25 protein-coding genes and 3 tRNA genes are annotated in these 25322 nt (G+C 75.4%); 13 read left to right on the plus strand and 15 right to left on the minus strand.

Features of this window, described 5'->3' with window-relative positions; all coding sequences use genetic code 11:
* The first annotated feature begins 4 nt into the window (after window positions 1–4).
* On the plus strand, window positions 5–247 hold the full coding sequence (locus tag NFX44_RS16375) for a DUF6458 family protein (protein WP_262284413.1): 243 nt from the start codon (window positions 5–7) through the stop codon (window positions 245–247).
* An 82-nt stretch (window positions 248–329) separates the two neighbouring features.
* Here the strand turns inward: NFX44_RS16375 and NFX44_RS16380 are convergent, their stop codons facing one another.
* Window positions 330–1145, minus strand: a complete 816-nt coding sequence (locus NFX44_RS16380) for an isocitrate lyase/phosphoenolpyruvate mutase family protein (RefSeq protein WP_262284414.1) — start codon at window positions 1143–1145, stop codon at window positions 330–332.
* Window positions 1146–1215: 70 nt separating this feature from the next.
* Between NFX44_RS16380 and NFX44_RS16385 the strand changes: the two genes are divergently transcribed.
* On the plus strand, window positions 1216–2196 hold the full coding sequence (locus NFX44_RS16385) for a winged helix-turn-helix domain-containing protein (protein WP_262284415.1): 981 nt from the start codon (window positions 1216–1218) through the stop codon (window positions 2194–2196).
* A 50-nt stretch (window positions 2197–2246) separates the two neighbouring features.
* Here the strand turns inward: NFX44_RS16385 and NFX44_RS16390 are convergent.
* The 3 genes from NFX44_RS16390 to NFX44_RS16400 all read right to left on the minus strand — a co-directional run bounded on the left by NFX44_RS16390 (window position 2247) and on the right by NFX44_RS16400 (window position 2512).
* Window positions 2247–2321 (minus strand) — tRNA-Val (locus tag NFX44_RS16390).
* A 13-nt stretch (window positions 2322–2334) separates the two neighbouring features.
* Window positions 2335–2405 (minus strand) — tRNA-Cys (locus NFX44_RS16395).
* A 34-nt stretch (window positions 2406–2439) separates the two neighbouring features.
* Window positions 2440–2512: transfer RNA gene (locus NFX44_RS16400), tRNA-Gly, on the minus strand.
* 272 nt (window positions 2513–2784) lie between these two features.
* Here NFX44_RS16400 and NFX44_RS16405 point away from each other — a divergent pair.
* Entirely contained in the window at window positions 2785–3387 is a 603-nt protein-coding gene (locus NFX44_RS16405) for a TetR/AcrR family transcriptional regulator (RefSeq protein WP_262284416.1), read from the plus strand.
* Here NFX44_RS16405 and NFX44_RS16410 read toward each other — a convergent pair.
* Window positions 3375–4544, minus strand: a complete 1170-nt coding sequence (locus tag NFX44_RS16410; protein WP_262284417.1) for an alkane 1-monooxygenase — start codon at window positions 4542–4544, stop codon at window positions 3375–3377. The two genes, NFX44_RS16405 and NFX44_RS16410, sit on opposite strands and share 13 nt — an antisense overlap.
* Window positions 4545–4628: 84 nt before the next feature.
* A complete protein-coding gene (locus tag NFX44_RS16415; RefSeq protein ID WP_262284418.1) occupies window positions 4629–5462 on the minus strand; it encodes a hypothetical protein in 834 nt (277 codons plus the stop codon).
* A 196-nt stretch (window positions 5463–5658) separates the two neighbouring features.
* Between NFX44_RS16415 and NFX44_RS16420 the strand changes: the two genes are divergently transcribed.
* The 4 genes from NFX44_RS16420 to NFX44_RS16435 all read left to right on the plus strand — a co-directional run bounded on the left by NFX44_RS16420 (window position 5659) and on the right by NFX44_RS16435 (window position 9320).
* Window positions 5659–6327: a methyltransferase gene (locus NFX44_RS16420; RefSeq protein WP_262284419.1), complete on the plus strand. Its 669-nt coding sequence runs from the start codon at window positions 5659–5661 to the stop codon at window positions 6325–6327.
* Window positions 6328–6393: 66 nt separating this feature from the next.
* Window positions 6394–7500, plus strand: a complete 1107-nt coding sequence (locus NFX44_RS16425; RefSeq protein WP_262284583.1) for a cytochrome P450 — start codon at window positions 6394–6396, stop codon at window positions 7498–7500.
* A gap of 69 nt (window positions 7501–7569) precedes the next feature.
* Complete coding sequence (locus NFX44_RS16430) at window positions 7570–8502, plus strand: ABC transporter ATP-binding protein (protein ID WP_262284420.1); 933 nt, start codon at window positions 7570–7572, stop codon at window positions 8500–8502.
* On the plus strand, window positions 8499–9320 hold the full coding sequence (locus tag NFX44_RS16435) for an ABC transporter permease subunit (RefSeq protein WP_262284421.1): 822 nt from the start codon (window positions 8499–8501) through the stop codon (window positions 9318–9320). Before NFX44_RS16430 ends, NFX44_RS16435 begins: the two co-directional genes overlap by 4 nt.
* Window positions 9321–9340: 20 nt before the next feature.
* Here NFX44_RS16435 and NFX44_RS16440 read toward each other — a convergent pair whose 3' ends face one another.
* The 4 genes from NFX44_RS16440 to NFX44_RS16455 are packed head-to-tail and all read right to left on the minus strand — an operon-like array spanning window position 9341 to window position 13637.
* Window positions 9341–10018: a response regulator transcription factor gene (locus NFX44_RS16440; protein WP_262284422.1), complete on the minus strand. Its 678-nt coding sequence runs from the start codon at window positions 10016–10018 to the stop codon at window positions 9341–9343.
* A complete protein-coding gene (locus NFX44_RS16445) occupies window positions 10015–11715 on the minus strand; it encodes a sensor histidine kinase (protein ID WP_262284423.1) in 1701 nt (566 codons plus the stop codon). Before NFX44_RS16445 ends, NFX44_RS16440 begins: the two co-directional genes overlap by 4 nt.
* 54 nt (window positions 11716–11769) lie before the next feature.
* Window positions 11770–12504 carry a dethiobiotin synthase gene (gene bioD / locus NFX44_RS16450; protein ID WP_262284424.1) on the minus strand — a complete coding sequence of 245 codons (735 nt, stop codon included), beginning with the start codon at window positions 12502–12504 and terminating at the stop codon, window positions 11770–11772.
* Window positions 12501–13637, minus strand: coding sequence for an 8-amino-7-oxononanoate synthase (locus NFX44_RS16455; protein WP_262284425.1), 1137 nt, complete (start codon window positions 13635–13637; stop codon window positions 12501–12503). Before NFX44_RS16455 ends, bioD begins: the two co-directional genes overlap by 4 nt.
* A gap of 168 nt (window positions 13638–13805) precedes the next feature.
* Between NFX44_RS16455 and bioB the strand changes: the two genes are divergently transcribed.
* The 3 genes from bioB to NFX44_RS16470 are packed head-to-tail and all read left to right on the plus strand — an operon-like array spanning window position 13806 to window position 15584.
* The gene (gene bioB / locus NFX44_RS16460; protein WP_262284426.1) at window positions 13806–14801 is read left to right on the plus strand and encodes a biotin synthase BioB; all 996 of its coding nucleotides are present in this window, start codon (window positions 13806–13808) and stop codon (window positions 14799–14801) included.
* 7 nt (window positions 14802–14808) lie between these two features.
* On the plus strand, window positions 14809–15075 hold the full coding sequence (locus NFX44_RS16465; protein ID WP_262284598.1) for a hypothetical protein: 267 nt from the start codon (window positions 14809–14811) through the stop codon (window positions 15073–15075).
* A 2-nt stretch (window positions 15076–15077) separates the two neighbouring features.
* On the plus strand, window positions 15078–15584 hold the full coding sequence (locus NFX44_RS16470) for a GNAT family N-acetyltransferase (protein WP_262284584.1): 507 nt from the start codon (window positions 15078–15080) through the stop codon (window positions 15582–15584).
* Window positions 15585–15603: 19 nt separating this feature from the next.
* On the opposite strand, the gene NFX44_RS16475 is transcribed toward NFX44_RS16470, so the two are convergent.
* From NFX44_RS16475 to NFX44_RS16485, 3 genes are all read right to left on the minus strand, one after another.
* Window positions 15604–16128, minus strand: a complete 525-nt coding sequence (locus NFX44_RS16475; protein WP_262284427.1) for a GNAT family N-acetyltransferase — start codon at window positions 16126–16128, stop codon at window positions 15604–15606.
* Between the two features lie 51 nt (window positions 16129–16179).
* On the minus strand, window positions 16180–16701 hold the full coding sequence (locus NFX44_RS16480; RefSeq protein ID WP_262284428.1) for a DUF488 family protein: 522 nt from the start codon (window positions 16699–16701) through the stop codon (window positions 16180–16182).
* A 72-nt stretch (window positions 16702–16773) separates the two neighbouring features.
* Window positions 16774–19638 (minus strand): glycoside hydrolase family 9 protein, encoded by a 2865-nt coding sequence (locus NFX44_RS16485; protein WP_262284429.1) that lies wholly within the window; start codon window positions 19636–19638, stop codon window positions 16774–16776.
* Between the two features lie 297 nt (window positions 19639–19935).
* On the opposite strand from NFX44_RS16485, the gene NFX44_RS16490 reads away from it, so the two are divergent.
* The 3 genes from NFX44_RS16490 to NFX44_RS16500 all read left to right on the plus strand — a co-directional run bounded on the left by NFX44_RS16490 (window position 19936) and on the right by NFX44_RS16500 (window position 23163).
* Entirely contained in the window at window positions 19936–20712 is a 777-nt protein-coding gene (locus tag NFX44_RS16490) for an LPXTG cell wall anchor domain-containing protein (RefSeq protein ID WP_262284430.1), read from the plus strand.
* A gap of 93 nt (window positions 20713–20805) precedes the next feature.
* Complete coding sequence (locus NFX44_RS16495) at window positions 20806–21330, plus strand: isochorismatase family protein (protein ID WP_262284431.1); 525 nt, start codon at window positions 20806–20808, stop codon at window positions 21328–21330.
* A 267-nt stretch (window positions 21331–21597) separates the two neighbouring features.
* Entirely contained in the window at window positions 21598–23163 is a 1566-nt protein-coding gene (locus tag NFX44_RS16500; RefSeq protein ID WP_262284432.1) for an aldehyde dehydrogenase family protein, read from the plus strand.
* Between the two features lie 183 nt (window positions 23164–23346).
* On the opposite strand, the gene NFX44_RS16505 is transcribed toward NFX44_RS16500, so the two are convergent.
* A complete protein-coding gene (locus NFX44_RS16505; RefSeq protein ID WP_262284433.1) occupies window positions 23347–24423 on the minus strand; it encodes a GNAT family N-acetyltransferase in 1077 nt (358 codons plus the stop codon).
* Between the two features lie 80 nt (window positions 24424–24503).
* Window positions 24504–25208 (minus strand): amino acid-binding protein, encoded by a 705-nt coding sequence (locus NFX44_RS16510; RefSeq protein WP_262284434.1) that lies wholly within the window; start codon window positions 25206–25208, stop codon window positions 24504–24506.
* Window positions 25209–25322: the final 114 nt, after the last annotated feature.

Consider the following 25322-nt stretch of genomic DNA (forward strand, 5'->3'; position numbering starts at 1 on the left):
TGTCGTGGGTATCGGAACGAGCATCTTCCTGATCGCGGTCGGCGCGATCCTCACGTTCGCGCTGAACGCCAGCGTCGGCGGCGTCGACCTGGACGTCGTCGGCTGGATCCTCATGGCGGCCGGCGTCCTGGGTCTGATCATGACGTCCCTGGTGTGGGGCCGCCGCCGCCGCGAGGTGGTCACCACGGCCGAGCCGGTCGAGTACCGCCGGGTCGAGGAGCGCCGGGACGTCGCCCCGCCGCTGTGACCCGCCGGGGCCGCCGGAGCTGATCGGTCCCTGATCGGGTGTGACGGGGGCGCCGCCGGGCGCCCCCGTTCCGCGTACCCGGTCAGCGCATCAGCTCGTTCAGCGTGCCGTAGTCGAGCGCGTCGGCCAGCGCGCCGTACGTCCCGGCGGTGAACGCCTCCTCGGCGGCCCGCCGGGCCACCGCGTACGCGGCCTCGGCGACCGCCGAGCCGAGGCTGACCCGGGCCACCCCGAGCTTCGCCAGCGCCGCCACCGGCGGGGCGCCCGGCCCGGCCAGCACGTTCAGCGGCGCCGGGATGGCGGCGACCAGGGCGGCAACCGTGTCCGGGTCGACCACCCCGGGCACGAAGATCCCGTCCGCGCCGGCGGCCAGGTACGCCCCGGCCCGCGCCACGGTCTCCTCGATCCCGCCGGCCCCGCGGAGGAAGGTGTCGATGCGGGCGTTGACGTACAGCGGGATGCCGGCCCGGTCGGCGGCGGACCGGACGGCGGCCAGCCGGGCGGACTGCTCCTCTACCGGGCGCAGTGGCGCGCCGCCGTCGTGGCGGGCGTCCTCGACGTTCACGCCGACGGCGCCGGCCGCCAGCACCGCGGTCACCGTGTCGGCGACCTCGTCGGCGCTGTCGCCGTACCCGGATTCGATGTCGGCGGTGACCGGCAGCGGCACCGCGGCGGCGACGCGGCGGACGACGTCGACGGCGGTCTCGCGGCCGAGGGCGTCGCCGTCGGGTACGCCGCGGCTCCAGGCGACGCCCGCGCTCGTGGTGGCCACGGCGCGGGCACCGGCCGCGGCGACGATCCGGGCGCTCGCCGCGTCCCAGGCGTTGACCAGGACCAGCGGCTCGCCGGGGACGTGCAGGGATCGGAGGTGCAGGGCTCGGGTGTGCTGTTCGTTCACCCGCCCAGTCTCGGGCGGCGGCGCCGGCCGTCGTAATGTTTCAGTCCTGGCTGAAACGACGGGGGGCGGCGTGGTCGCGATCGGGCTGTCGGCGGGTGGCGTGGCCCGGGTCCGCTTCGCGCTCTCCTGCCTCTGGGAGGTGATGGCCGGCGTCCGCGTGCTCCGCGACCCGGGCCGGCACGCGCTCCACCTGCCCTGGGCCAACCGGGTCCGGCCGCGGCTGGCCGAGGCGGGGCTGCTCGACCCGGGCACCGGCCTGCTCGGGCACCTGGTCCCGCCCGCGCCGGGTTATCTGCCCGACTTCCTCACCCCGCCGCCGGCCGGCCTCACGCCGGACCTGGATCAGGAGCTGGCCGTGCTCCGCGCCACCCCGCCGGACACGGTCCGCGCCCAGCTCGACCTCTGTCCCGGGCCGCGGCCCGCGGCGGTGGCCGCCCTGTACGCCGACCCGGAGGCGGGGCTGCGCCGGCTCGCCGACGAGATCGCGGCGTACTGGCGGGTGGCCGTGGCCCGCGACTGGCCCCGGATCCGGGCGGTCCTCGACGCCGAGGTGTTCCACCGGGCCCGCCGGCTGGCCGAGGACGGCGCGGCGGGGCTCCTCAACGACCTGCACGAACGGGTCCGCTGGGAGGGCGACGCGCTGCTGATCAGCCAGCGGCACTGCGACGCGCCGGACGTGCCGGACGGCCGCGGGCTGGTGCTGGTGCCCTCGGTGTTCGTCTGGCCGTCGGTGCTCAGCATCGCGGCCGGCGACGTCCCGCAGCTGGCCTACCCGGCGCGGGGGATCGGCGGGCTGTGGGAGTGCCCGGCGGAGGCGCCGGACGCGCTGGGCGCGGTGCTCGGGCGGGGCCGGGCGCGGCTGCTGGCCGCGCTGGACGCGCCGCGGTCGACCACGGACCTGGCCCGGCGCACCGGGCTGTCCCCGGCCGGGGTGTCGCAGCATCTCACCGCGTTGCGGGCGGCGGGCCTGGTGGTGACGCACCGGCAGGGGCGGTCGCTGCTGAGCCGCCGGACGGCCGTGGCCGAGGCGCTGCTGGGCGCGTCGGCGTGACCGAGAAACAGGAAAGGTCGTGTCGAATTGATCGACACGACCTTTTCCGCTGGTGGGCGATACTGGGTTTGAACCAGTGACCTCTTCCGTGTCAAGGAAGCGCGCTCCCACTGCGCCAATCGCCCTCGTCAACTGCCGAGGTGGAGACGGGATTTGAACCCGTGTACACGGCTTTGCAGGCCGTTGCCTCGCCTCTCGGCCACTCCACCGAGGTTGCCCCCGACATGCGTGGCGGCAGCTCCGAGCGGACGACGGGATTCGAACCCGCGACCCTCACCTTGGCAAGGTGATGCGCTACCAGCTGCGCTACGTCCGCGTGCCCCCGGTGTTATCCGGTGACGGATGAGAACTTTAGCCGAGCCCGGGAACGGTTGCCAAATCGGGTCCCGTTTCCGGGCGCGTCCGGGTGACGGGGTTCCCGTCGCACAAAGCTTCCTAGGAGCCTGGGCGGAAGGCGATCAAGGGCGCCGCAGGGCGAAGACCTGCGGATTGTCGCCCCGGACGCACTGTCCGGAAGCCGACTCTCGTGCGCTCGACCAGCCGCCTCGGTAACTCCTCGTGGTCACTCGGATGGGCTACGGTAACGGCGTGACGAGACGTGCCGCCGAGATCCGCCTGGACGCGCTGCTGCGCACGGCCTGTGAGGTGATCGCGGAACGGGGACTCGCCAACACCCGCACGGCCGACGTGGCCGAGGCCGCCGGGGTCAGCCAGGCCCTGGTCTTCTACCACTTCGCCACGAAGGACCGGCTGCTCGCGCAGGCGTTCGCCTACGCCGTCGAGCAGGATCTCCACCGGCTCGACACGGTGATCCGCTCCAGCGCACCGCCGCTGGCCAAGCTGCGCCGGATGCTCCGCCTCTACGCCCCGACCGGCCGGTCGACCTCCTGGTCCATGTGGATCGACGGGTGGGCCGAGTCGCTGCGCACGCCCGAGCTGGAGAAGCTGTCCCGCCGGCTGGACCTGCGGTGGCGGCGAGACCTGGCCGGGGTCATCGCCGACGGGGTGGCCGACGGCACCTTCGACTGCCCCGACCCGGCCGGCGCGGCGTGGCGGATCAGCGCCGTGATGGACGGCCTCGCCGTGCAGCTCGCGGTGCACGAGCGGGTGATCACCCGCCGGCAGATCGCCGAGTGGGTCCGTCTCGTCGCGGCGCGGGAGCTGGGCCTGGAGCCGGCTCAACTCGACTGAACGGGCCGGGCGCGGGCGGCACCGCGCCGCCGCAGCCGGTCCCGGGCCGGCGGGTGCACGTTGGCCAGCTCCAGGTCACCGCCGTAGTGGGCGAGCACCCGGTGGTCCATGACCCGCCGCCAGACCGGCGACAGCAGCGCGGCGACCACCATGGTGGCGTAGCCGGCCGGCAGCTGCGGGGAGGCGTCGAAGCTGCGCAGCGTCTGGTAGCGGCGCAGCGGGTTGGCGTGGTGGTCGCTGTGCCGCTGGAGCTGGAAGAGGAAGACGTTGGTGACCGTCCGGTCGCTGTTCCAGCTGTGCCGCGGGTCGACCTTCTCGTAGCGGCCGGCGGCGGTGCGCTGCCGGGCCAGCCCGTAGTGCTCCAGGTAGTTGACCACCTCCAGCAGCGAGAAGCCGACCACCGCCTGGAGCGCGAGGAAGACCAGCACCCCGGGGCCGAATGCGACCGCGAGCACGGCGTAGAGCAGCACGGTCATGGCCCAGGCGTTGAGGATGTCGTTGCGGTGCGTCCAGGGGTTGCGGCCCCGCAGCCGGAAGCGGCTGGTCTCCAGGCGCCAGGCCGAGCGCAGGCTGCCGACGACGGTACGCGGCCAGAACGCCCAGAAGCTCTCCCCCAGCCGGGAGCTGGCCGGGTCCTCCGGGGTGGCGACCCGGGTGTGGTGACCCCGGTTGTGCTCGACGTAGAAGTGCCCGTAGCCGGTGGGCGCCAGGGCGATCTTGGAGAGCCAGCGTTCCGCCGCCTCCCGCTTGTGACCCAGCTCGTGGGCCGTGTTGATGGCGATGCCGTCGACCACCCCGATGGTGGCGACCAGGCCGGCGGCGGCCGCCCAGGAGAGCCCGCCGTGGGTCCACACGGCACAGCAGAGCACGAGGGCCGCGTACTGGGCCGGCAGGTAGAGGTAGGTGAGCCAGCGGTAGTAGCCGTCGGCCTGGAGCGCCGGCACCAGCTCCTCCGGCGGGTTCTCCCGGTCGTCGCCGATGAGCAGGTCGACCACGGGGATGACGCCGAAGACGACGGCCGGGGTGAGCCACCAGGCCCAGCCGGCGCCGGTCGCGTGCCAGAGCCACCAGCCGAGGAAGGGCAGCGCGGGGACGAGCAGGGCGAGCGGCCAGAGCGGCTTGCGGGTGTCCCGCCAGGGGACGGTGTCGGTACCCATCGTCAACCTCCGATCCGATACTCCTGCCCAGACTGTGGCAGGCGGCACGGCGGTTTACAAGAGGCTAATTTTTGTAAAGTGCCGTCACCAGCGCGCCCGGACCGGCCGCCGGGCGAACGCCGCGGCCGGATCCTCGGGCACCTCGCGGGCGGGGCGCAGCAGGCGCCGCATCCGCAGCAGCAGGCCCGCGCCGAGGAAGACCAGCAGCCCGCCGAGGAGGAAGGCGACCTGGACCACGCCGAAGCCGCCGGAGGTGGACACCGGGCGGCCCGCCGCGCCGGGCGGCGGGGGCTCGACCACCGCCGCCTCGCTCGACGGCTCGTCGGCCACCGGCTCGTCGGTGGCCGGCTCGGTCGGCTCGGCACCGCGCTCCGTGGGCTCCGGCGTCGCCTCGGTCGGGGCGGTCGTCGCCTCCTCCCCCACCACCCGGCGGTCGGCGGTCCGCCGGGCCAGCAGGCGCAACCCCGGGTCGTACGCCTCGGCGGCGAAGCTCACCCGCCCCCGGCCCACGTCCTCGGCGAACGCCACCCGGTAGCGGGCCGTGACGGTGCGGCCCGGACAGAGCACACCCGGATCCAGGTCACGGTCGGTCAGCCGGGCCGTGTCCCCCTCGGTCCGGATCTCCAGCGGAAAGGAGCCGCTGTCCTCCACCCGGTCCACCTTGACCTGGTCCAGCCGCAGGCCCTGCACCCGCAGCAGCATCGACCAGCGCACCTTGACGCAGCCGCCCCCGTCGGTGCGGGACACCACGGCGGACAGCGTCTCCGCCCGGTCCCCGGCGGTGAACTCGTCCGGCAGCCCGCTCAGCTCGGTCGAGAAGGCCGCCGCCGCTCCGGCCGGCACGGCCGCGCCGAACCCGGCCCCCGCCAGGCAGCCCAGCACGACCCCGATCCGCAGCGCGTACCGCCACCCGCTCACCACCGTCTCCTCCCGTCGGCCGCGTCCACCCCGAAACGCTAGGAGCGCCACGAGCGGCCGGGTAGACGGGCGTGTTCGCACGGACCGGCAACACCGGGCCCCCTTCTCACCGAGCGTGGTGAACCGGTCACGCACCCGCGGCGACACGCCCGGGATCGCCCGCCGGCCGTCTCCGGGCGTACGACAGAATCACCCGGTGTCCGACCTGTCCGCGGCCTTCGTCCGGCTGCACGCCCGGCTCGCCCCGGTCGCCTTCGTCCCGGAGGTGCGGCTGCACCAGGCCGACGAGCCGATCGGTCTCTGGGAGCTGACCGAGGGCCAGTTCCACAGCGCCCAACCGCCACCGTTCTGGGCGTTCGCCTGGGCCGGCGGCCAGGCCCTCGCCCGCTACGTCACCGACCACCCCGACCTGGTCGCCGGCCGGCGGGTGCTCGACCTCGCCTCCGGCTCCGGCCTGGTGGCCATCGCCGCCGCCCGGTGCGGCGCGGCCGCCGTCCGGGCCGTCGAGGTGGACGAGCGGGCCGTCGCGGCCGTCGCGCTCAACGCCGAGGCCAACGGGGTACGCGTCGACGCCGAACTCGGGGACATCCTGGACGGCGACGCCGGGGGCGCCGACGTGGTGCTGGCCGGCGACGTGTTCTACAGCGAGGCGATGGCCCGGCGGGTGCTGCGCTTCCTGCTCCGGGCGGCCCGGTCCGGGGCCCGGGTGCTGGTCGGCGACCCCGGCCGCGCGTTCCTGCCCCGCGAGCGCTTCCACGAGCTGGCCGCCTACGAGGTGCCGGTGCCGGAGGCGCTGGAGAGCGTACGGGTGAAGCACACCACCGTGTGGGAGCTGGACCCGGCTCCGCCGGGAGCCGCCCGCTAGCGTGGCGCCGTGCTGTTCCGGGGCTGGGGCGAGTCCGTCGACGGACCGTGGCCCGACGCGGCCACCGTGGTCGACCACGTCGGCGTGCCGCACCTCGTGGTGACCCGGCACGCCCTGGTCCGGCGGCTGCTCACCGACCCGGCGACGTTCCGGCCGGACAACGCCCTCGACGCGGTGACCCCGATCCCGGTGGCCGCGCTGCGGGTGCTCGCCGGGCACCGGTTCCGGCTGCCCCCGACGCTCGCGAACAACGCGGCGGCCAGCCACCCGGAGATCCGCGCGATCGTCGCCGATGCGCTGCACCCGGACCGGGTGGCCGCCCAGCGGCCCTGGCTGACCGGCCTGGTGCGGGAGCGGGTCACCCGGCTGGCGGCCGCCCTCGCCGCGGGCGAGCCGGTCGACCTGTACGCGGAACTCGCCGCCGACCTGCCGCTGCTGGTGCTGGCCCGGCTGGTCGAGCTGCCGGACGCCCCGGTGGGCGCGGTCAAGGACTTCGCCCGGGCCGCCCTGGAGCTGTTCTGGGCGCCGCTCGACCCCGCGCGCCAGCTCGCCCTCGCCGCCGAGGTGGGCCGGTTCCACACCGTGCTCCGCGCGTTCGCCACCACCGGAGGCGGGCTGGCCGCCCGACTGCGCGACGCCGGCCACTCCCCCGACGTGGTGGTCGGCGCCCTCTTCTTCCTGCTGGTCGCCGGCCAGGAGACCACCTCCCAGTTCCTCACCCTGCTGCTGCACCGGCTGGCCGGCGAACCGGCGGTGCGGGCCGGCCTCCGCGCGGGCGAGATCGCGGTGGCCGACGTGGTCGAGGAGGGGCTACGGCTGGAACCGCCGATCGTCACCTGGCGGCGGGTGGCCGCGGTGGACACCACCCTGGGCGAGGTCGCCGTGCCGGCCGGCACCAGCATCGTGGCCTGGCTGGCCCGGGCCGGCCGGGACCCGGCCGTGGTGGCCGCCCCCGGCGAGTTCCGGCCCGGGCAGCGGGGCTCCCGCCGGCACCTGGCCTTCGGGGCCGGCCCGCACCGGTGCGTCGGGGCGCAGCTGGCCCGGATGGAGGCGGCCGTGGTGGTGGCCGAGGCGGCGCCGCTGCTCGACGGGGTGACCGTGGTCCGGCCGCCGTGGTGCCCGGACAACCTCACCTTCCGGATGCCCGACGCGTTCGTGGTCCGCCGAACCTGACGAAAGTCAGGGTGGGCCGGTGCCGTTCGGTGGCGGTGCGGCACCCCCTCCGCTGCCTACCGTCGGCGCATGATCACACTTCGTGCGTTGACGAAACGGTTCGGCGCGGCCACCGCGGTCGACGACCTGACCGTCGAGATAGGACCGGGGCAGGTGACCGGCTTCCTCGGCCCGAACGGCGCGGGCAAGTCCACCACCATGCGGATGGTGCTCGGGCTGGACCGGCCGACCGCCGGGCAGGCCCTGGTTAACGGCCGGCCCTACCGGCAGTTGCGCTACCCGCTGCACGAGGTCGGCGCGCTGCTCGACGCGACCGGCGTGCACCCGGCCCGCTCCGGGCGGGCGCACCTGCGGGCGATGGCCCGCAGCAACGGCATCCCGGCCCGCCGGGTCGACGAGGTGCTCGACCTGGTCGGGCTGGACGAGCGGGCCGCCGACAAGCCGGGACGCGCCCTGTCGCTGGGCATGGGCCAGCGGCTCGGCATCGCCGGGGCGCTGCTCGGCGACCCGCCGGTGCTGCTGCTCGACGAGCCGGTGAACGGACTCGACCCGGACGGGGTGCGGTGGATCCGCCGGTTCACCCGTGGCCTCGCCGACGAGGGGCGGACCGTGCTCATCTCCAGCCACCTCATGAGCGAGATGCAGCAGACCGCCGACCGGGTGGTGGTGCTCGGCCGGGGCCGGCTCGTCGCCGACGCGCCGCTCGCCGACCTGATCGCCGCCCGCCCGGCCAGCTCGGTCCGGGTACGCGGACCCGAGCCGGCCGGCCTGGCGACGCTCGGGGCGCGGCTCGCCGCCGAGGGTGCGACGGTCACCCCGGACGAGGGCGGGTTGACCGTCACCGGCGTCACGGCCGACCGCGTCGGTGACCTCGCGTACGAGCTGAGGGTGCGGCTGCACGAGCTGACCCCGGTGGCCGCCTCCCTGGAGGAGGCGTTCCTGGAACTGACCGCCGGCAGCGTGGAGTACGCGGCCGGCCCGACCGGAGGCGAGACCCGATGACCGCCCTGTCCACCGTCACCCCGACCCGGCCGTCGTCCCGGCCCGCCCCGACCAGCGGCCCGTTCACCGGGGCGGTGGCCGCCGAGTGGACCAAGCTCTGGTCGGTCCGCTCCACCTGGTGGACGCTGCTGGCCGCCGTGCTCACCATGGCGGCCACCGCCGGCCAGCTCGCCATCTACGCGGTGAACGCGAACACCGACGACGACCCGACCGTGAACCCCGGGATCGTCGAGGTCGGCGAGATCGTCACCGGCGCGCTGGAACTCACCCAGTACGTCGTGCTGGCCCTCGGCCTCTTCGCGATCACCAGCGAGTACGCCACCGGCACCATCCGGACGACGCTGCGCTGCACCCCGTCCCGGGGACGGGTGCTGGCGGCCAAGGCGGTCGTGGTCGGCGCCGTGACGTTCCTGACCGGGCTGCTCGTCGGCGCGGTCGGCGCCGCGGTCGCCTGGCCGGTGCTCGGCGACTGGGGCCGGGCCCCGCTGGGCGGCACCGTGGCCGACGTGGTCGCCTCGGCCGCGTACCTGGCGCTGCTGGGGGTGCTGGCGCTGGGCCTGGCGGCGGCGCTGCGCGGCGCGGTGCTCAGCCTGACCGTGCTGTTCGCGCTGCTGATGATCGTGCCGCTGTCGCTCCAGGAGCCGGGCATCACCGTGCTCACCCGCATCGCCGACGCGTTCCCCGGTGTGGCCGGCAACCACTTCCTCGCCGGTGACACCGAGCCGTACCCGGCGGCGGTCGGGCTGCTGGTGCTCGCCGGCTGGGCCGTCGCCGCGCTGGCGCTGGGCCGCTGGTCGCTGCGCCGCCGCGACGCCTGAGCGGGGCGGGGCGGGGCTGGTCAGCCGGCGGGCGGGACCAGCCCCGCCTCGTACGCGAGGATCGCCGCCTGCACCCGGTTGCGCACGTCCAGCCGGGTGAAGATGCTGGTCAGGTAGCTCTTCACGGTGCCCTCGACGAGGTGCAGCCGGCGGGCGATCTCGGCGTTGGACAGCCCCGCCCCGACCAGGGCGAGCACCTCCCGCTCCCGGTCGGTGAGCCCGGCCAGCCGGTCCCGCGCGTACGGGCCGCGGGCCAGCCGGCCGCCGCTGAGCGCGATGACCCGGCGTGCCACCCGCGGCGACAGGTACGCGCCGCCGTCGGCCACCGCCCGCAGGCCGGCGAGCAGTTCCCGCGGATCGCCGGACTTGAGCAGGAATCCGCTCGCACCGTGACCGAGCGCCCGGGCGATCAGGTCGTCGTCGCCGAACGTGGTGAGCATGACCGTGGCGGTCTCCGGCACCAGCCGCCGGATCTCCGCCGCCGCGGCCAGTCCGTCCTGCCGGGGCATCCGGATGTCCAGCAGCGCCACCCGGGGCCGGTGCGCCCGGACCAGTTCCACGGCCGCGTGGCCGTCCCCCGCCTCGCCGACCACCTCGATGCCCGGGTCGGCGGCCAGGATGGCCCGCACCCCGGCGCGCACCATCGCCTCGTCGTCGGCGAGCACCACCCGCAGGGGGCGCCCGTGGTCGTCGCTCACTGCGCGATCCGCTCCTTGCTGACCAGCCGGCCGTCGGTGAAGCAGAGCCGCCAGGTCGGCTCCGCGAACGGGAAGTTCCCGTCGGTGTAGTACTCGCAGCCCGCGGTCGCGCCCTCGGCCGGCGGGTCGGCCTGCCGGCGGGGCAGCCCGAGGGCGTCCCGCTCCTCGCCGAGGCGCAGCCGCTCGTAGCCGGACCGGTCGAGGACCGCGCCCGCCGTGGCGAGCGGGTAGTAGACGAGCGCGAGCACCAGGGCGAGGCCGGCCGGGGCGCCGAACGCCACCAGCAGGCTGCGGCGGGCCCGCCGCCGGGCCTCCCGCAGCCGCCGCGCCGCCTCCCCGGGCCGGCCGTCCGCGGTCCCGCCGGGCCGGGGACCGCCCGCGCCGCCGTCCTCGGGCCCGTCGGACCATGCCCCGCTCTGGGCCGGGTGATCCGCCGGCTCGTCCCCGAAAGGCATCCGGCTCGGCTCGTGATCGGCCGTGGCCCGGACCGGCTCGTTCCCGGCCGTCGCCCGGGTCGGCTCGTGATCGACCGGCGCCCGGCCCGGCTCGTTCCCGGCCGGCGCCGGCTCCGTGGTGACCGGCAGGCGTGCCGTGACGGCGAACCCGGCGTCCCGGGGGCCGGCGTCGAGCACGCCCCCGGCCAGGCGGACCCGCTCCCGCAGGGCGAGCAGCCCCGAGCCGTGCGACGCCGGCCCCGGCAATGGTCCGGCCGGCGGCCGCCCGTTGACGACCGACACCGCCACCTCCCCGCCGGCCCGGTCGACGGTGACGATCAGCGGGGCGCCCGGGGCGTAGCGGGCGGCGTTGGTCAGCGCCTCGCGGACCACCCGGTGCACGGCGTGCGCGACCAGCGGCGGCAGGTCCCCGCCGTCCGGGTCGGCGCGCAACTCCACCGCCATTCCGGCGTCGCGGGCACCGTCGACCAGCTCCGCCACCGTCTCACCGGCCGGCCGCAGCGACCCGGACCGCTCCTCCCGCAGCACACCGATGATGTCGTGCAGCCGTTCGGTGGCGGCGGACACGCTGGCCCGCAGCTCCCCGGCCGCGCTCCGGTGGGCGGGCGGCAGGTCGGCGGCCAGCTCCAGCGCGGCGGCGCGCAGCGCGATGAGGCTCAGGTCGTGACCCAGCGAGTCGTGCATGTCCTGCGCGATCCGGGCCCGCTCCCGCAGCCGTACCCGCTCCACGGCGGCCCACCGCTCCCGCTCCTCGGCCTCGGCGTGCCGCTCCCCGGCCTCGGCGAGCGCCCGCTGCTGCCGGCGCAGCCGCCCGAGCAGCCAGGGGAAGACCCCGGCGAACAGCAGCACCGAGGCGAGCAGGAACCAGGTGCCCGGGTTGGTGCCGAACAGCCCGAGGTTGAGCGCCGTGCCGGCCACCGCGATGGCGCCGAAGACGGCGGCCACCCGGCCGGCGCCGGCGCTGCGCCGGCCGGCCAGGTAGCTGAACACCGGGATGCCGAAGACGAAGTTGCCGTCGACCAGCGAGCCGAGCACCACGGCCAGCAGCGCCGCGAGGGGCCAGCGGCGGCCGAACGCCACCGCGAGGCCGAGCAGCGCCAGCGAGGCGGCCAGCAGCGGCGCGGCATGGCGTGGCCAGGGCGGGGTCAGCCCGGCGTACGCCACCGGGGCGGCGAGCACGGCCCAGAGCAGCAGGTCACCGGCCCGGCGCCGGCCGGGCGGCGGGGTTCGCGGCGCTTCCACGGCGGCCAGGCTACCCACGGCCGGCCGGACGGCACACCGACGAAAGTCAGGTGCTCAGCTGATCTCCTCGGCCCAGGCGCGCCAGTCGTCGAGCACGCCGTAGAGGGCCGGGGTGAGCCAGCCCGGCGCGGACCGGCGGAACACCCCCGGATCCATCCCGCCGGCGCCCATCGGCACCGCGCCCAGCAGGTTCGGCACCAGGTCGGACAGGTTGAGCCAGTGCACCAGCTCCGGTTCGCCCGGCCAGGCGCCGATCACCACGCCGGCCGGGACGGCCCGCCGTTCCAGCGCCTCCAGGGTGAGCGCCGTGTGGTTGAGGGTGCCCAACCCGGCGCGGACCACCACCACGGCCGGGGCGCCCAGCGACACCGCCAGGTCGGCCACCGTCCAGGGCTCGCCCGACGGGCGCAGCCCCATGGGTACGAGCAGCCCGCCGGCCCCCTCGACGAGCACCAGGTCGTGCTTGTCGGTCTCCTCGCGGATGGCGTCGACCGCGGCGTAGAGCTCCAGCGGCTCCAGCTCGGCGACCCGGGCCGCGGCGAGCGGGGCCAGCGGGTCCGGGTAGCTGGCCAGGGTGCGGCCGGTGAGCGGGGCGGCCAGCCGGGTCACCGAGTCGACGTCGCCGGGCTCGCCGGTGGCCGTACCCGTCTGGCCGGGCTTGACCACCGCGACCCGCAGCCCGGCGGCCTGCGCGGCGGCGGCGATCGCCGCGGTCACCACGGTCTTGCCCACCTCGGTGTCCGTGCCGGTCACCAGCACCGGCCCGGTCCAGCCGTTGCCGTTCGTCATGGTGCACACTCCACGATCACGTCCAGCGCCCGTTCGAAGTCGGCCCGGTCGACCCCCGCGCTGATGGTCAGCCGGAGCCGGGACCGGCTGTCCGGGGTGGACGGCGGCCGGAAGCAGCCCACCGCGACGCCCCGGTCCCGGCAGTCGGCCGCCCAGGCGGTCGCCGCCTCCGGGCCGGGGGCGGTCACCGAGACCACCGCCCCGTCGGGCGCGGAAACGTCCAGGCCCGCCCCGCCCAGCCGGCGCACCGCGAGGGCGGCCCGCTCGGCCAGCTCGGCGCGCAGGCCGTCGCCGGAGCGGGCCAGCCGCACCGCGGCGCGTACCCCGGCCACCACGGCGGGCGGCGGCGCGGTGTCGAAGATGAAGGTGCGACCGGTCTCCACCAGGTGCCGGACGAACTCGGCCGGCCCGGCCACCACCCCGCCGGCGCCGCCGAGCGCCTTGGACAGGGTGGCCGTCACCACCACGTCCGGCTCGCCGGCCAGCCCCGCCGCGGCCACCCCGCCGGCCCCGGCCGGCCCGGTGACGCCGAGCGCGTGCGCGTCGTCGACCAGCAGCAGCGCGCCGTGCCGGCGGGCCACGGCGTGCAGCGCGGCCAGCGGGGCGAGGTCGCCGTCGACGGAGAACACCGACTCGGTCACCACCACCGCCGGGCGGCCCGGAGCGGCGGCCAGCGCGGCGGCCACCGCCTCGACGTCGGCGTGCGGGGTGACGATCGTCTCGGCGCCGGAGATCCGGCAGCCGTCGATCAGCGAGGCGTGGTTGTGGGCGTCGGAGACGAGCAGCGTGCGGGGCTGCACCAGGCCTCGGACGGCGGCGAGGTTGGCCAGGTAGCCGGAGGAGAAGACCAGCGCCCGGTCGACGCCGAGCCAGCCGGCCAGGTCGTCCTCGAGGGCGTGGTGCAGGTCCGTCGAGCCGCGCACCAGCCGCGACCCGGTGGCGCCCAGCCCGTACGCCGACAGCGCCCGCCCGGCGGCGGCCGTGACCTCCGGGTGGGTGGCCAGGCCGAGGTAGTCGTTGCCGGCCAGGTCGACCACGGCGTCGGCGGCGGCGCGCGGGCGCAGGGTGCGGGTGAGCCCCGCCTTGGCCCGCAGCTCGGCGCGGCGGTCCAGGGCCGCCAGCCAGTCCGCCACCGTCACGTTCCTTCCCCAGACCCGCCGCCCGTCCGGGCGCTTCCGCGGGGCGAAGTTACCACCCGGCCGGAGAGCCCCGGCGTGGCGCTGTCCGGCTCGCCGGGCCTGCTGGCGGGGGCCCGACGCGGCCGTTTCCCGGGCTCCGGGCGGCCTTGTAGGGTACGAGCCATGCCAGAGATCCTCGACCAGGCCCGGACCCAGGTGCTGGAGAACGGCGTCGGCCTCGACGAGGCCGGTGTCCTCGCCGTGCTGAACCTGCCCGACGAGCACCTGCCCGCCGCCCTCCAGCTCGCCCACGAGGTGCGGATGCGCTGGTGCGGCCCGGAGGTCGAGGTCGAGGGCATCGTCTCGCTGAAGACCGGCGGCTGCCCGGAGGACTGCCACTTCTGCTCGCAGTCCGGCCTGTTCACCTCGCCGGTCCGCTCGGTCTGGCTGGACATCCCCGCGCTGGTCGAGGCGGCGAAGCAGACCGCGGCGACCGGGGCGACCGAGTTCTGCATCGTGGCCGCCGTGCGCGGCCCGGACGCGCGGCTCATGAAGCAGATGCGCGAGGGTGTCGCCGCCATCAGGGCGGAGGTCGACATCCAGGTCGCCGCCTCGCTCGGCATGCTCACCCAGGAGCAGGTCGACGAGCTGGTCGAGATGGGTGTGCACCGCTACAACCACAACCTGGAGACCTGCCGCTCCTACTTCCCGAACGTGGTCACCACGCACTCCTGGGAGGAGCGCTGGGGGACGTTGAAGATGGTCCGCGAGTCCGGCATGGAGGTCTGCTGCGGCGGCATCCTCGGCCTGGGCGAGACGGTGGAGCAGCGCGCCGAGTTCGCCGCGCAGCTCGCCGAGCTGGACCCGCACGAGGTGCCGCTGAACTTCTTGAACCCCCGCCCGGGCACCCCGCTCGCCGACCGCCCCGTGGTGGAGGGCAAGGACGCGCTGCGCGCCATCGCCGCGTTCCGGCTGGCCATGCCGCGCACCATCCTCCGCTACGCGGGCGGCCGGGAGCTGACCCTCGGCGACCTGGGCACCCGCGACGGTCTGCTCGGCGGCATCAACGCGGTGATCGTCGGCAACTACCTGACCACGCTGGGCCGGCCGGCGACCGCCGACCTGCAGCTGCTGGACGACCTGAAGATGCCGGTGAAGGCGCTCTCCGCCACCCTGTGAGGACGACGTGACCGAGCTTGTCGAGCCCGCCGCCGGCCCGCTTCGCCCCCGCGGTGGGGGACATGCGGACGACCAGCGCGAGCCCGCCGCGGCGCCACGCTGGTGCGACCGCTGCGGCGAGTCCGTGGCGGCGGGCCCGCACGAGGCGTGCGCGGCGGCCCGGGCGCTGGAGCCGCCGCGCTGGTGCGCGCACTGCCGGCGGCGGATGAAGGTGCAGGTCGTGCCGACCGGCTGGTCGGCGGTCTGCGTCGAGCACGGCGAGATCCGGGGTTGACCGTGCTGCGGGGGCGGGCGGTGACCTTGCGGCCGGCGACCGACACCGACGTGCCGGCCCTCGCGGCGATCCGCGCCGCCCCGGAGGTGCGCCACTGGTGGCGGGGCGGGGACGACCTGGCCGAGGCGGTGCGCGCCGACCTGGCCGACGGGGACCTCACCACCTACGTTATCGAGCACGACGGCCGGCTGATCGGCGCCATCCAGTGGTACGCGGAGACCGACCCCGACTACCGCCACGCCAGCCTCGACATCTTCCTCGACCCGGCGGCCCGCGGCGCCGGGCTCGGCGGGGACGCCATCCGCACCCTGGTCCGGCACCTCGTCGACGAGTACGGCCACCACCGGTTCACCATCGACCCGGCGGCGGCGAACACCGCGGCGATCCGGGCGTACGCGAAGGTGGGGTTCCGGCCGGTCGGCATCATGCGCCGCTACGAGCGGGGCGCGGACGGCCGCTGGCACGACGCCCTGCTCATGGACCTGCTCGCCGACGAACTGGCCGACTGAGCCGCCCGGACCGGCCCGCTCAGCGAGTCCCGATCCAGTAGCGCCGGAGCCGGCCCAGCTCGGTGTCCCGCACGTCCTCCAGCACGCCGCCGTGCCGTTCGATCGTGCGCGCCGAGGCGGTGTTGTCGACGTCGCAGGTGACCAGCACACGGTCGATGCCCTGTCGGGCTGCCTCGGCGAGCGCCTCCCCGAGCGCGAAGATCGCCAGCCCGCGCCGGCGGGCCGCCGGCCGCACCCCGTAGCCGATGTGGCCGCCGGCCTGGAGCAGGAAGTCGTTGAGGCGCAGCCGCAGGCTGACGGCGCCCAGCACCTCGTCACCCTCGACGATCCACCAGTAGAGCGCCGGGACCAGCCCTTCCGGCAGCCGGGACTCGTCCGCGGCGTCGTTGAGCTGGCGGACCCAGGTCGCGAAGCCCTCCGGCGAGTCGACGTCGTCGCTCGGCTTCAGCCCGCTGCCGTCCTGGTGGACGCCTCGCCCCCAGTCGTCCCGGGCGGCCAGCCAGGACCGGTGCAGACGGGCGGTCGGGGTGATCAGCTCCGGCATGCGGGCATGCTAGCGGCGTGATCCGTGGCTCGGCCACCGAGTTCCGGGCGGTCAGCCGTTCCAGAGCAGGTGGCCGTCGGGGAGGCGGCGGGCGCCCTCGGCGGGGCGGTGCGGGCTGAGCCGGCCGCCGGGCATGAGGTGCGCGACGGGCACCCCGCGACCGAGCACCGCCACGTCGGCGACGAGCCGCCGGTGGCAGCGCCACCAGACGCTCTCGCTGCACATCACGGCGGTGGTCCGGCGTTCCGCGTCGGCGAGCACCTCGTCCAGGGCCGCGTCGAACTCCGGCGTGCGGGTGTGGGCGGCGTACGCCCGGAACGCCGGCACGGTCCACCAGGTGTCCGGCTCCGGTTCCCCGGCCGGCACGTGCCGGCGGCCGCCGAGCCGGGGCTCCCACCGGTAGTCGATGCCCCGCTCCGGCAGCCAGCGTTCGAGCTCCTCCCGCCGCACGTCGGGGTTGGTCCGGCTGGCCGGGTAGCGCCGCACGTCCACGACGAGAGCCACCCCGGCGCCCGCCAGCAGGTCCCCCAACCGCTCCCGGTCGGCGGCCCCGTGCCCCACCGTCACCAACACACCCCCAGGATCCCCCGAATCCTGGACAGTTGCCGTTCACATCGAACGGCAACTGTCCAAGATCTGGAAGGGTCAGGAGGCGGTGCAGGGGGAGCCGTTGAGGGTGAAGGTGGTGGGTCGCGGGTTGGTGCCGGTGTGGGTGCCGTTGAACCCGAAGCTGGTCGACGCGCCCGGTGCCAGCGTCCCGTTGTAGGAGACGTTCGTCGCGGTCACCGCCGTCCCGCTCTGGGTGAAGGTGGCCGACCAGCCCTGGCCCACCTTCTGCCCGCTGCTCGGGAACGTGAAGGCGAGGCTCCACCCGTTGATGGTGCTGGTCCCGGTGTTGGTGATCGTGATGTTCGCGGTGAACCCGGTGTCCCAGCCGCTGGTCGTCCAGGTCACCGCGCAGCCACCCGTGGCCGGCGGGTCGGCGGTGGTGACGGTGAGCGACGGCGAGGCCGCCGAGACGTTGCCGGCCGCGTCCACCGCGACCACGGTGAAGGTGTACGCGGTGGCGGCGGTCAGCCCGGTGACGGCCAGCGTGGTCCCGGTGGCCGACGCGACGAGGACGTTCCCCGACCGGTAGACCCGGTAGCCGGTGACGCCCACGTTGTCGGTGGCCGGCCCCCAGGCGAGGGTGAGCCCGGTCGGGCCGACGGCCGACGCGGTGGGCGTGCCCGGGGCGGTGGGCGGGGTGGTGTCCGGCGCGGGTGCGGCCGGGGTGGTGACGGTCAGGGCCGGCGACGCCGCCGACCGGTTGCCGGCGCCGTCGCGGGCGCGCACCGTGAACTGGTACGTCCGCTCGGGCAGCAGCCCGGTCACCGCGAGGGTGTTGGTGGTGGCCTCGGTCAGCACGAGCGCGTCGCTGCCGGCCTGCGCCCGGGTGACCTCGTAGCCGGCCAGGCCGCTGCCGCCGGTGTCGGTGGAGGCGGGCCAGGTCAGGGTGAGGCCGGTGGCGGTGACGGTCGAGGCGACGGGGGTGCCGGGCACGGTCGGCGCCGTGGTGTCCGGGGTGGCCGGTCCGGGCTCCTCGCCCCAGACCCGCGTTCCGCCGGAGTAGAGCGGCACCTTCCGGTTCGGGCCGGCGGCGGCCTGGTACGACGGGTCGTTGGTCGGGTCCCAGGTGCCGCCCTCCGGCACGCCGACCTTGAACTGCACCTCCATCCGGTGCTGCGACTGGCCGGCGGGCGCGATCGTGTGTCCGGTGCAGTCGACCTCGACGTACCAGATGTCGGCGGAGAACTGCCTGGCCGTGGTGGGTGACGGGCAGCCCTGGGTGTAGCCGGGGGTCACCTGCACCGGGCCGGTGCCGTCGGGGCGGAAGTAGTAGCGGAACTTCCCGGTGGTCAGTGCCCGGGCCGGGAAGGCGGACTTGTTGTAGATGATCGCCTTGAGCCCGGTGGCCCGGGGCTCGGCCTGCATCACCGTGGTCTCGACGGTCAGCTCGTCGAGGTCGGGCTGCTCGGCGGTCGGGAAGCCGGCGAGGGGGCTGCCGCCGTATTCGCCGGTCAGCCGGGCGAGGGCGGAGGTGAAGCCGGCGTTGTAGTCGGTGGCGACCTCGTTCATGACGTAGTCGGAGCGGCTGTCGGTGTACGCGTCGTTGGCCGAGGACGGGCCGCCGACCAGCGCGCCGTAGAGCACGTGCCGGGTCTCGGTGGGCACGGTCTGGCTGTCCCACCAGGAGCCGTGGGCGGTGCGGTGGTGTGGGTTGCGCGGGGAGTTGGCCCCGAAGCCGATCAGGTAGCTGGAGTTGCGCGGGTTGTCACCGAGCGCGTAGTTGATCTGCCGGACGGCGAAGTCGTGGTACCGCGCCTTGCGGGTGCTGTCGCCGGTCCGGTCGCTGTAGACCAGCGCGGCGAAGGCGGTGTTGGCGGCGTAGCGCAGGGAGCCCCAGGAGTCGAGGACGGCCTCGCCGCCGGGCGAGTAGTTGACCCGGGAGCCGTTGACGCCGACGGTCCACCAGTCGAGCCAGCGGTTGGCGTCGTCGACGTACTTCTGCTTGCCGGTCAGGTTGGCCAGCAGCACGTACGCGCCGAACTGCTTGTTGTCCCAGGCGATGGTCCACTTGTAGGAGCGGGTGGTGGACTGCGGCTCGGTGCCGAGCTTGTCGTACTCGCTCTCGGCCTTGGCAAGGTAGGTGGCGTCGCCGGTGGCCCGGTAGAGCCAGATCGCCCCCCAGACCAGCTCGTCCTGGTAGCCGCTCCATGACTTGTAGAAGCTGGTCGCGTCGGTGATGCACTCGTGGTAGCTCTTCCGCACGGTGTCGGCGAAGGTGTAGAGCTGCTTCGCGTGGCCGAGCAGCTTGTCGGCGTAGGCGGCGTCGGTGGGGCGGAACACCATCGACGAGGCGGCCATGGCGGCCGCCGTCTCCCCCGCCAGGTCCGCCCCGCCACAGCTCGCATCGATCTTGTACGCGGGCCGCGCCATCGGCAGCACCTCAGCCGGTCCCCACCACTTGTGGTCGTCGTCGCCCTTGCCGACCTGTCCGTAGAGGACGTTCGGCGCGGGGTGCGCCTTCACGAAGTAGTCGTTCACCCAGCGCAGGTTGTTCAGCAGGTGCGGGAGCTGCCCGGAGGCGGCGTAGCCGTCGCGGTACTCGACCGCGCCCCAGGCCAGCATGGTGGCGCTGAACGCCATCGGGAAGCCGAACTTCACGTGGTCGCCGGCGTCGTACCAGCCGCCGGTGAGGTCGAGGCCGACGTCGGCGCCGTCGGTGAGCGCCGAGTCGCCCCGCCAGGAGACCCGGTTCCAGGCCGGCTTCTTCCCGGACTGCTGGGCCTCGTAGAAGAACAGCGACTTCTGCAACGCCTCCGCGTAGTTGAAGGCGGGGGCGGCGGTGGCGGGCGCGGGCGACGGGACGGTGACGGCCGTGGCCAGGCCGGCGGCCAGCGCGACGCCGGCCGCGAGCAGCCTGCGGAGCCGGGACGGGCCACGGGGCGGTGGGGTCGGAGGGGGCATGGCAAGCTCCTGCGGGTGGCGGTGGTGGGGAGAGCCGCGGAAGGAGCGCGGGAGCGCTCCCATGGATAGTCGACAATGTAATGCCGGCCTCGCCGGTTGTGAAGACGGCGCCCCACGCCGAGAACGACGCAGCGTCGAACGACCCTTGCGCGTTACGCCGACACGCCTGTGAAGTGGCTCCGATTCCGACGGACTGTAGCCATGTCTTCCCAGCTCAGGCCGTTCGTCCGATGTCGCCGGAAGGGTGCCGGCATGCGATCATGTGCCGTCCCCTCTCCCGAACTCGGAGGATTCCTCATGCCACAGCGTCGGCACGTGGCGCGCGCTGTCGTCACCGCGTCCGCGGCCGCGACCTGCCTCGCTCTCGCCACCCCGGCTTGGGCGTCGGCCGCCGTCACCAATCCCACCCTCCGTCAGGCCAACCAGCACATCCTGGCGAACGACAACGGCTTCAACGAGGGCTTCGGCAAGTGCGCCGGCGCGGACCAGCAGGCCGGCCAGGACATCTGGGTCTTCATCTGGCCTGGTAACAAGGTCGAGAGCGTCGACGCCGTGAAGATCGGCTGGGACACCGACAACAACGGCACGGCGGACACCTTCAAGACGCTCGCCGACGGCCACTTCACGACCGACAACGGCGCCAAGAAGGTCTGGTTCGCGACGCCGACGGGCTGGAAGCTGGAGAGCGGCGAGTCGACCATCCACGGGCAGGTACCGCAGGACCGCTTCAACCTGACCCACACCTGCGCCGGCACCTCGACGTCGACCGGGTCCCCGTCCCCGTCCGCGTCGTCGACCGGCAGCCCGACGCCGACCCCGACGACCCCGGGTGAGGAGACGCCGACCCCGACGCCGGGCGGCTCGGAGAACCCGTCCGAGAACCCGTCGGGCACCCCGGCGCCCGGCACCTCGGTCGGCGGCGGCCAGGGCGGCGGCAGCGGCACCGAGGGCGGCCTGCCGCTCACCGGCGTGGCCGCGACCAGCATCTCGCTCACCGGCCTCGCCCTGATCGGCGGCGGTGTCCTCCTGATGGTGCTGCGGCGCCGCCGGGACCGGATCACCTTCACGAGCTGAGCCGGCTCGGGAACCGGCCGTCGGACCCCGGTCCGGCGGCCGGTTCCGCCGTTCGGGACCACGGCGGCAACCCCGCGCCGATATGATCTTGGGGTGGACGCTCTCGACCCGACCCGCACCGCCGTCGTCCTGATCGACCTCCAGCGTCGCATCGTGGACCTGCCGACCGCCCCGCACACCGGCCCGGAGGTGGTCGCGCGCTGCCTCGCCCTCGCCGAGGCGGCCCGCGCCGCCGGCGCCACCGTGGTGGTGGTCCGCGTCGACCGGCCCGGCCCCGATCCGCAGCCGCCGGGCAGCGAACTGCTGCCCGAGGTGGCGCCCCGCGAGGGCGACGTGGCGGTGGTCAAGCACACCTGGGGCGCCTTCCACGACACCGGGCTGGACGCCGCGCTGCGGGCCCGCGGGGTGGACACCCTGGTGATCGGCGGGATCGCCACCAACTTCGGCGTGGAGCAGACCGCCCGCATCGGCGACGAGATCGGCTACCGGGTGGTGCTGCCGCACGACGCGATGTCCGGGTTGGACGCGTACGCCCACGAGTTCGCCGTCGACTACGTCTTCCGGCGGCTCGGCACGGTGTGCACGACCGCGGAGGCGATCGCGGCGCTGGGCGGTTGAACCGGTCGGGGCACCGATCCGTACTGACGGGTAACCCGGTCGACGCCGCCCGGAGCTGGATCACATAATCGACGGTCTTCTATATTCTTCCCGCGTACCCCCAGGTCACGCCGCCGGTGGTCGGGCCGCGACGCGTCGCGGTGACCGGCCGGGCGTCCTGGCATACGAGCGTACGGTTGCCCGCCGGCTCGGCCGCGCGGGACAGTACGCGACACCAGCGGTGCCATCGACGCCGCCGCTCCCCCGGACAACCCTGAGGAGAACGCGATGGCTCTCAGACTCGCCGACGGCACCTCCTGGTCCGACATCCTCGCCCGCGCGGTGGCCGCCACGCCGGAAGCCTTCGGCACCGCGCCCGACGGCACCGCCACCCTGCACAACCTGGTCGAGGGCGGGTGGCGGGCGGTCGGCGCGCCGACCCCGGTGCGCACCCCCGTCGACAACACCGTGCTGGTCAACCTGGCCCGCCTCGACGCCGAGGCGGCGCGCGCCGCGGTCGCACACGCCGCCGCCGCGCACCGCGAGTGGGCGCAGACCCCGCTGGTCGAGCGCAAGGCCCGGGTCGACGACGCCCTGGACGCGCTCACCGCCCACCGCGACCTGCTCGCCCTGCTGCTGGTGTGGGAGATCGGCAAGCCGTGGCGGCTGGCCTGCGCCGACGTCGACCGCGCGCTCGACGGCGTCCGCTGGTACGTGCAGGAGATCGACCGGATGCTCGCCGACGGCCGCGAGCCGCTGCCCGGCCCGGTCAGCAACATCGCCTCCTGGAACTACCCCATGAGCGTGCTCGTGCATGCCGAACTGGTGCAGTTGCTCGCCGGCAACGCGGTGATCGCCAAGACCCCGTCCCAGGGCGGGGCGGTCTGCCTCACCGTGGCGCACGCGCTGATGCGCCGCGCCGGGCTGCCCGCCACCCTGCTCTCCGGCAGCGGCGAGGAACTCTCCGAGGTGCTGGTCCGGGCCCCGGAGATCGGCGCGGTGGCATTCGTCGGCGGCCGCTCCAACGGCGGCAAGGTGGCCGCGGCGCTGCTCGACTCCGACAAGCGGCACTTCATCGAGCAGGAGGGCCTCAACGCCTGGGGCATCTGGAACTTCTCCCGGTGGGACCTGCTCGCCGCGCACCTCAAGAAGGGCTTCGAGTACGGCAAGCAGCGCTGCACGGCGTACCCGCGGTTCGTGGTCCAGCGCGACCTGGTCGACGAGTTCCTCGACATGTACCTGCCGGTGGTGCGCTCCGTCCGGTTCGGACACCCGCTCGCCGTGGGTGACGACTGGTCGGCCGGCGACCCGCTGCCCGAGCTGGACTTCGGTCCGCTCATCAGCGCGGCCAAGGCCGAGGAGCTGCGCCGCAAGGTCGACGAGGCGGTCCGCGGCGGCGCGGTGCCCCTGCACCGGGGCAAGCTGGACGGCGCGCCGTTCCTCGACGGGCAGGACACCTCGGCGTACGTGGCGCCGGCGGTGCTGCTCGCCCCGCCCGGCCGGTCCCGGCTCATGCACGCCGAGCCGTTCGGCCCGGTGGACACCATCGTCGTGGTGGACACCACCGACGAGCTGCTGGCCCAGATGAACGCGTCCAACGGCGCGCTGGTCGCCTCCCTGGCCTGCGACGACGAGGAGCTGGCCGGCAAGCTCGCGGTCGACCTCCAGGCGTTCAAGGTGGGCATCAACAAGCCCCGCTCCCGTGGCGACCGGGACGAGCCGTTCGGCGGCCGGGGCGCGTCCTGGAAGGGCGCGTTCGTCGGCGGCGACCTGCTGGTGCAGGCGGTCACCGTGGGCGGCGACGGCCGGCTCTACGGCAACTTCCCCGACTACAGCAGCTACCCGGCGACCTGACCGGGCCGGGAGCGGACACGGGCAGGGCCCCCTCACCGGGGGCCCTGCCGTGTCACCGTCCCCCGCATCGGAGGTCGGCCCGGTGGCGCCGGTGACCCGGCGCCGGTGCGCGGTCGCCCGCCGGCCCGCGTCCCGTACCGCGCCGTTGGGGCCCGGGACGCGTCGCGGCGCGCGACCGTGGAGTCAGGACGACCGGCGCGACCGCGCGACCGCGCCGGCCTGCCGGGGCGGCACGGCCGGGCGGGGCGCCAGCGGCACCGTCACGGTCACCACGGCGCCGTCCCGCTCGACCGTCGTGGGCCGGTCCAGGAGGCGTACGGCGCGCAGCATCGGGGTGTTCTCGGCCTGCACGTGCAGCAGCACGGCCGCGTACCCGGCCCGGTCGGCGTGCCCGAGCAGGCGCCGCAGCAGGGCCGAGCCGAGGCCCCGGCGCTGCCAGTCGTCCCGCACCAGCAGCGCCGCCTCCGCCTCGTCCCCCTCGCCGAGCAGGTTGGCCATGGCGACCACGGGCGCTTCGGCCCCACCGGCCGCGGCGACCAGGGTCAGCCCCCGGGCCGGTTCGAGGAGCCGCCGCAGCCGGGCCGGCGCCGGCTGCGCCCCGCTCAGGTAGCGCCGGCGGCGGCTCCGGTCCGAGCACCCCGCGTGCAGCTCCAGCACGCCCGGCAGGTCGTCGGCGGTGGCCGGCCGCACCGGCACCTCGGCCGTGTCCGGCAGCACGAGGGTGACCCGGTCGGCGTCCCGGCGGGCCACCGTGGCGGCCAGCTCGACCAGGGCCTGGGCGCGGGCGTACTCGGCCGGGGTGAAGGTGGGCTCCCGCCGGCGCAGCTCGTACGAGCCGCCGGCCGGGTCGGCCAGCAGCATCGTGGTGTCGTCCACCCCGCCCGGTGGGGCGGCCGCCGTCGGCCGCCAGGTCACCGCGTCCGCGCCGAGCAGGACGCGCAGTGTCTCGCCGGCCGCGTCCGGGTCCCGGACCAGCCGGCCGGCCAGGCCGAGCACCCGGGTCGGCTGGTCGGCCAGACCGCGCGCCTCGCTGCGCGCGACCCAGCAGTCCCGCCCGCGCCCCCGTTCGACGGCCGCCCGCAGGTCGGCCTCGGTGAGCCGGTCGGGCGCGTCGACCAGGAAGTCGTCGACCGCCCCCAGCTCGGTGGTGTGGACCTGCACGGTGAGGATGTTGACCCCACGCAACGCGAGGCTCGCCGTGAGCACCGACAGGTAGCCCGGCCGGTCGTCCACGGTGGCACGGATCCGCCACAGCGCCATGGTTCGCTCCCTTCCTCACCACCGACCCTGCCGGGTGCCTGTTGCGCCCCCGTTGCCCACCGGTGAAACGGTGGGACCGGTCAGGTGACGGTGGTCACGGGCGGGACGCCGACCAGGTCGAGCCGGTCACCGAGGATCACCGCGCCGGCCCGGACCAGCTGGGCGAGCCGGTCCACCTCGGTCGAGTGGAACCCGGCCGCGGCGAGCGGTTCGCTGCGCTCGCGGGCCACCACCAGCACCAGGCCGGCCCGGCCGAACGGCGCGACCGCGTAGTGGTGCCCGTCCGGCGTGGTCATGGCGCGGGCGCGCAGCGGGGTCACCTCGGGCAGCCGGGGCGGGACCGGGGCCCGCCAGCTCGCGTGCCCGACCGTCGCCCCGCCGGTGCCGCCGCCGCGCGCGGCCCAGTCCAGCGGGACCACCGCGGCCACCGCCCAGTCCGCGGCGAGCAGCCCGGGCACCGCGTCGACCAGGGTGGCCACGCCGTCGGTCGGGTTCGCCGCGACCTGGGCGAGCAGTTCGGCGTCCTGGCCCGTGGTGGTCGGCGCGCCGATCGCCCGCCACACCCCGTCCACGCGTACGCCGGGGATCGCGGCCAGGCCGGCGAGCAGGCGCTCCACCCGTGCCGCGCCGGGCCAGACCACGGTGAAGTCGTCGACCGCCCGGCCACCGAGCCGCTCCAGCACCACCACCTGGACGATGTCGGCGCCGGAGACGCCGAGCGTCCGGGCCACCTGGCCGAGGGTGCCCGGTCGGTCCGGCAGCGTCACCCGAACTCTCAGCAGCATGTCTGGTCCCTCCGCTCGGCGGGCCGGCCGTCACGGCCGGCAGGCTGGGCCCCAGCCTGCCGGTTGACCATTTCGCCCCCGTTGCAGCGGCATGTCCCGCCGGGAACATCCCAC

It is taken from the genome of Micromonospora sp. MA102 (assembly GCF_025460765.1).
Taxonomy (GTDB): Bacteria; Actinomycetota; Actinomycetes; order Mycobacteriales; family Micromonosporaceae; genus Micromonospora; species Micromonospora halotolerans.

Coding starts and splice junctions, on each gene's coding strand:
- NFX44_RS16410 (WP_262284417.1), bottom strand. CDS start 4,544: ATGGGTACCGACACCGTCCCCTGGCGGGACACCCGCAAGCCGCTCTGG.
- NFX44_RS16430 (WP_262284420.1), top strand. CDS start 7,570: ATGATCACACTTCGTGCGTTGACGAAACGGTTCGGCGCGGCCACCGCG.
- NFX44_RS16435 (WP_262284421.1), top strand. CDS start 8,499: ATGACCGCCCTGTCCACCGTCACCCCGACCCGGCCGTCGTCCCGGCCC.
- bioD (WP_262284424.1), bottom strand. CDS start 12,504: ATGACGAACGGCAACGGCTGGACCGGGCCGGTGCTGGTGACCGGCACG.
- bioB (WP_262284426.1), top strand. CDS start 13,806: ATGCCAGAGATCCTCGACCAGGCCCGGACCCAGGTGCTGGAGAACGGC.
- NFX44_RS16475 (WP_262284427.1), bottom strand. CDS start 16,128: ATGCCGGAGCTGATCACCCCGACCGCCCGTCTGCACCGGTCCTGGCTG.
- NFX44_RS16485 (WP_262284429.1), bottom strand. CDS start 19,638: ATGCCCCCTCCGACCCCACCGCCCCGTGGCCCGTCCCGGCTCCGCAGG.
- NFX44_RS16490 (WP_262284430.1), top strand. CDS start 19,936: ATGCCACAGCGTCGGCACGTGGCGCGCGCTGTCGTCACCGCGTCCGCG.
- NFX44_RS16500 (WP_262284432.1), top strand. CDS start 21,598: ATGGCTCTCAGACTCGCCGACGGCACCTCCTGGTCCGACATCCTCGCC.
- NFX44_RS16505 (WP_262284433.1), bottom strand. CDS start 24,423: ATGGCGCTGTGGCGGATCCGTGCCACCGTGGACGACCGGCCGGGCTAC.
- NFX44_RS16510 (WP_262284434.1), bottom strand. CDS start 25,208: ATGCTGCTGAGAGTTCGGGTGACGCTGCCGGACCGACCGGGCACCCTC.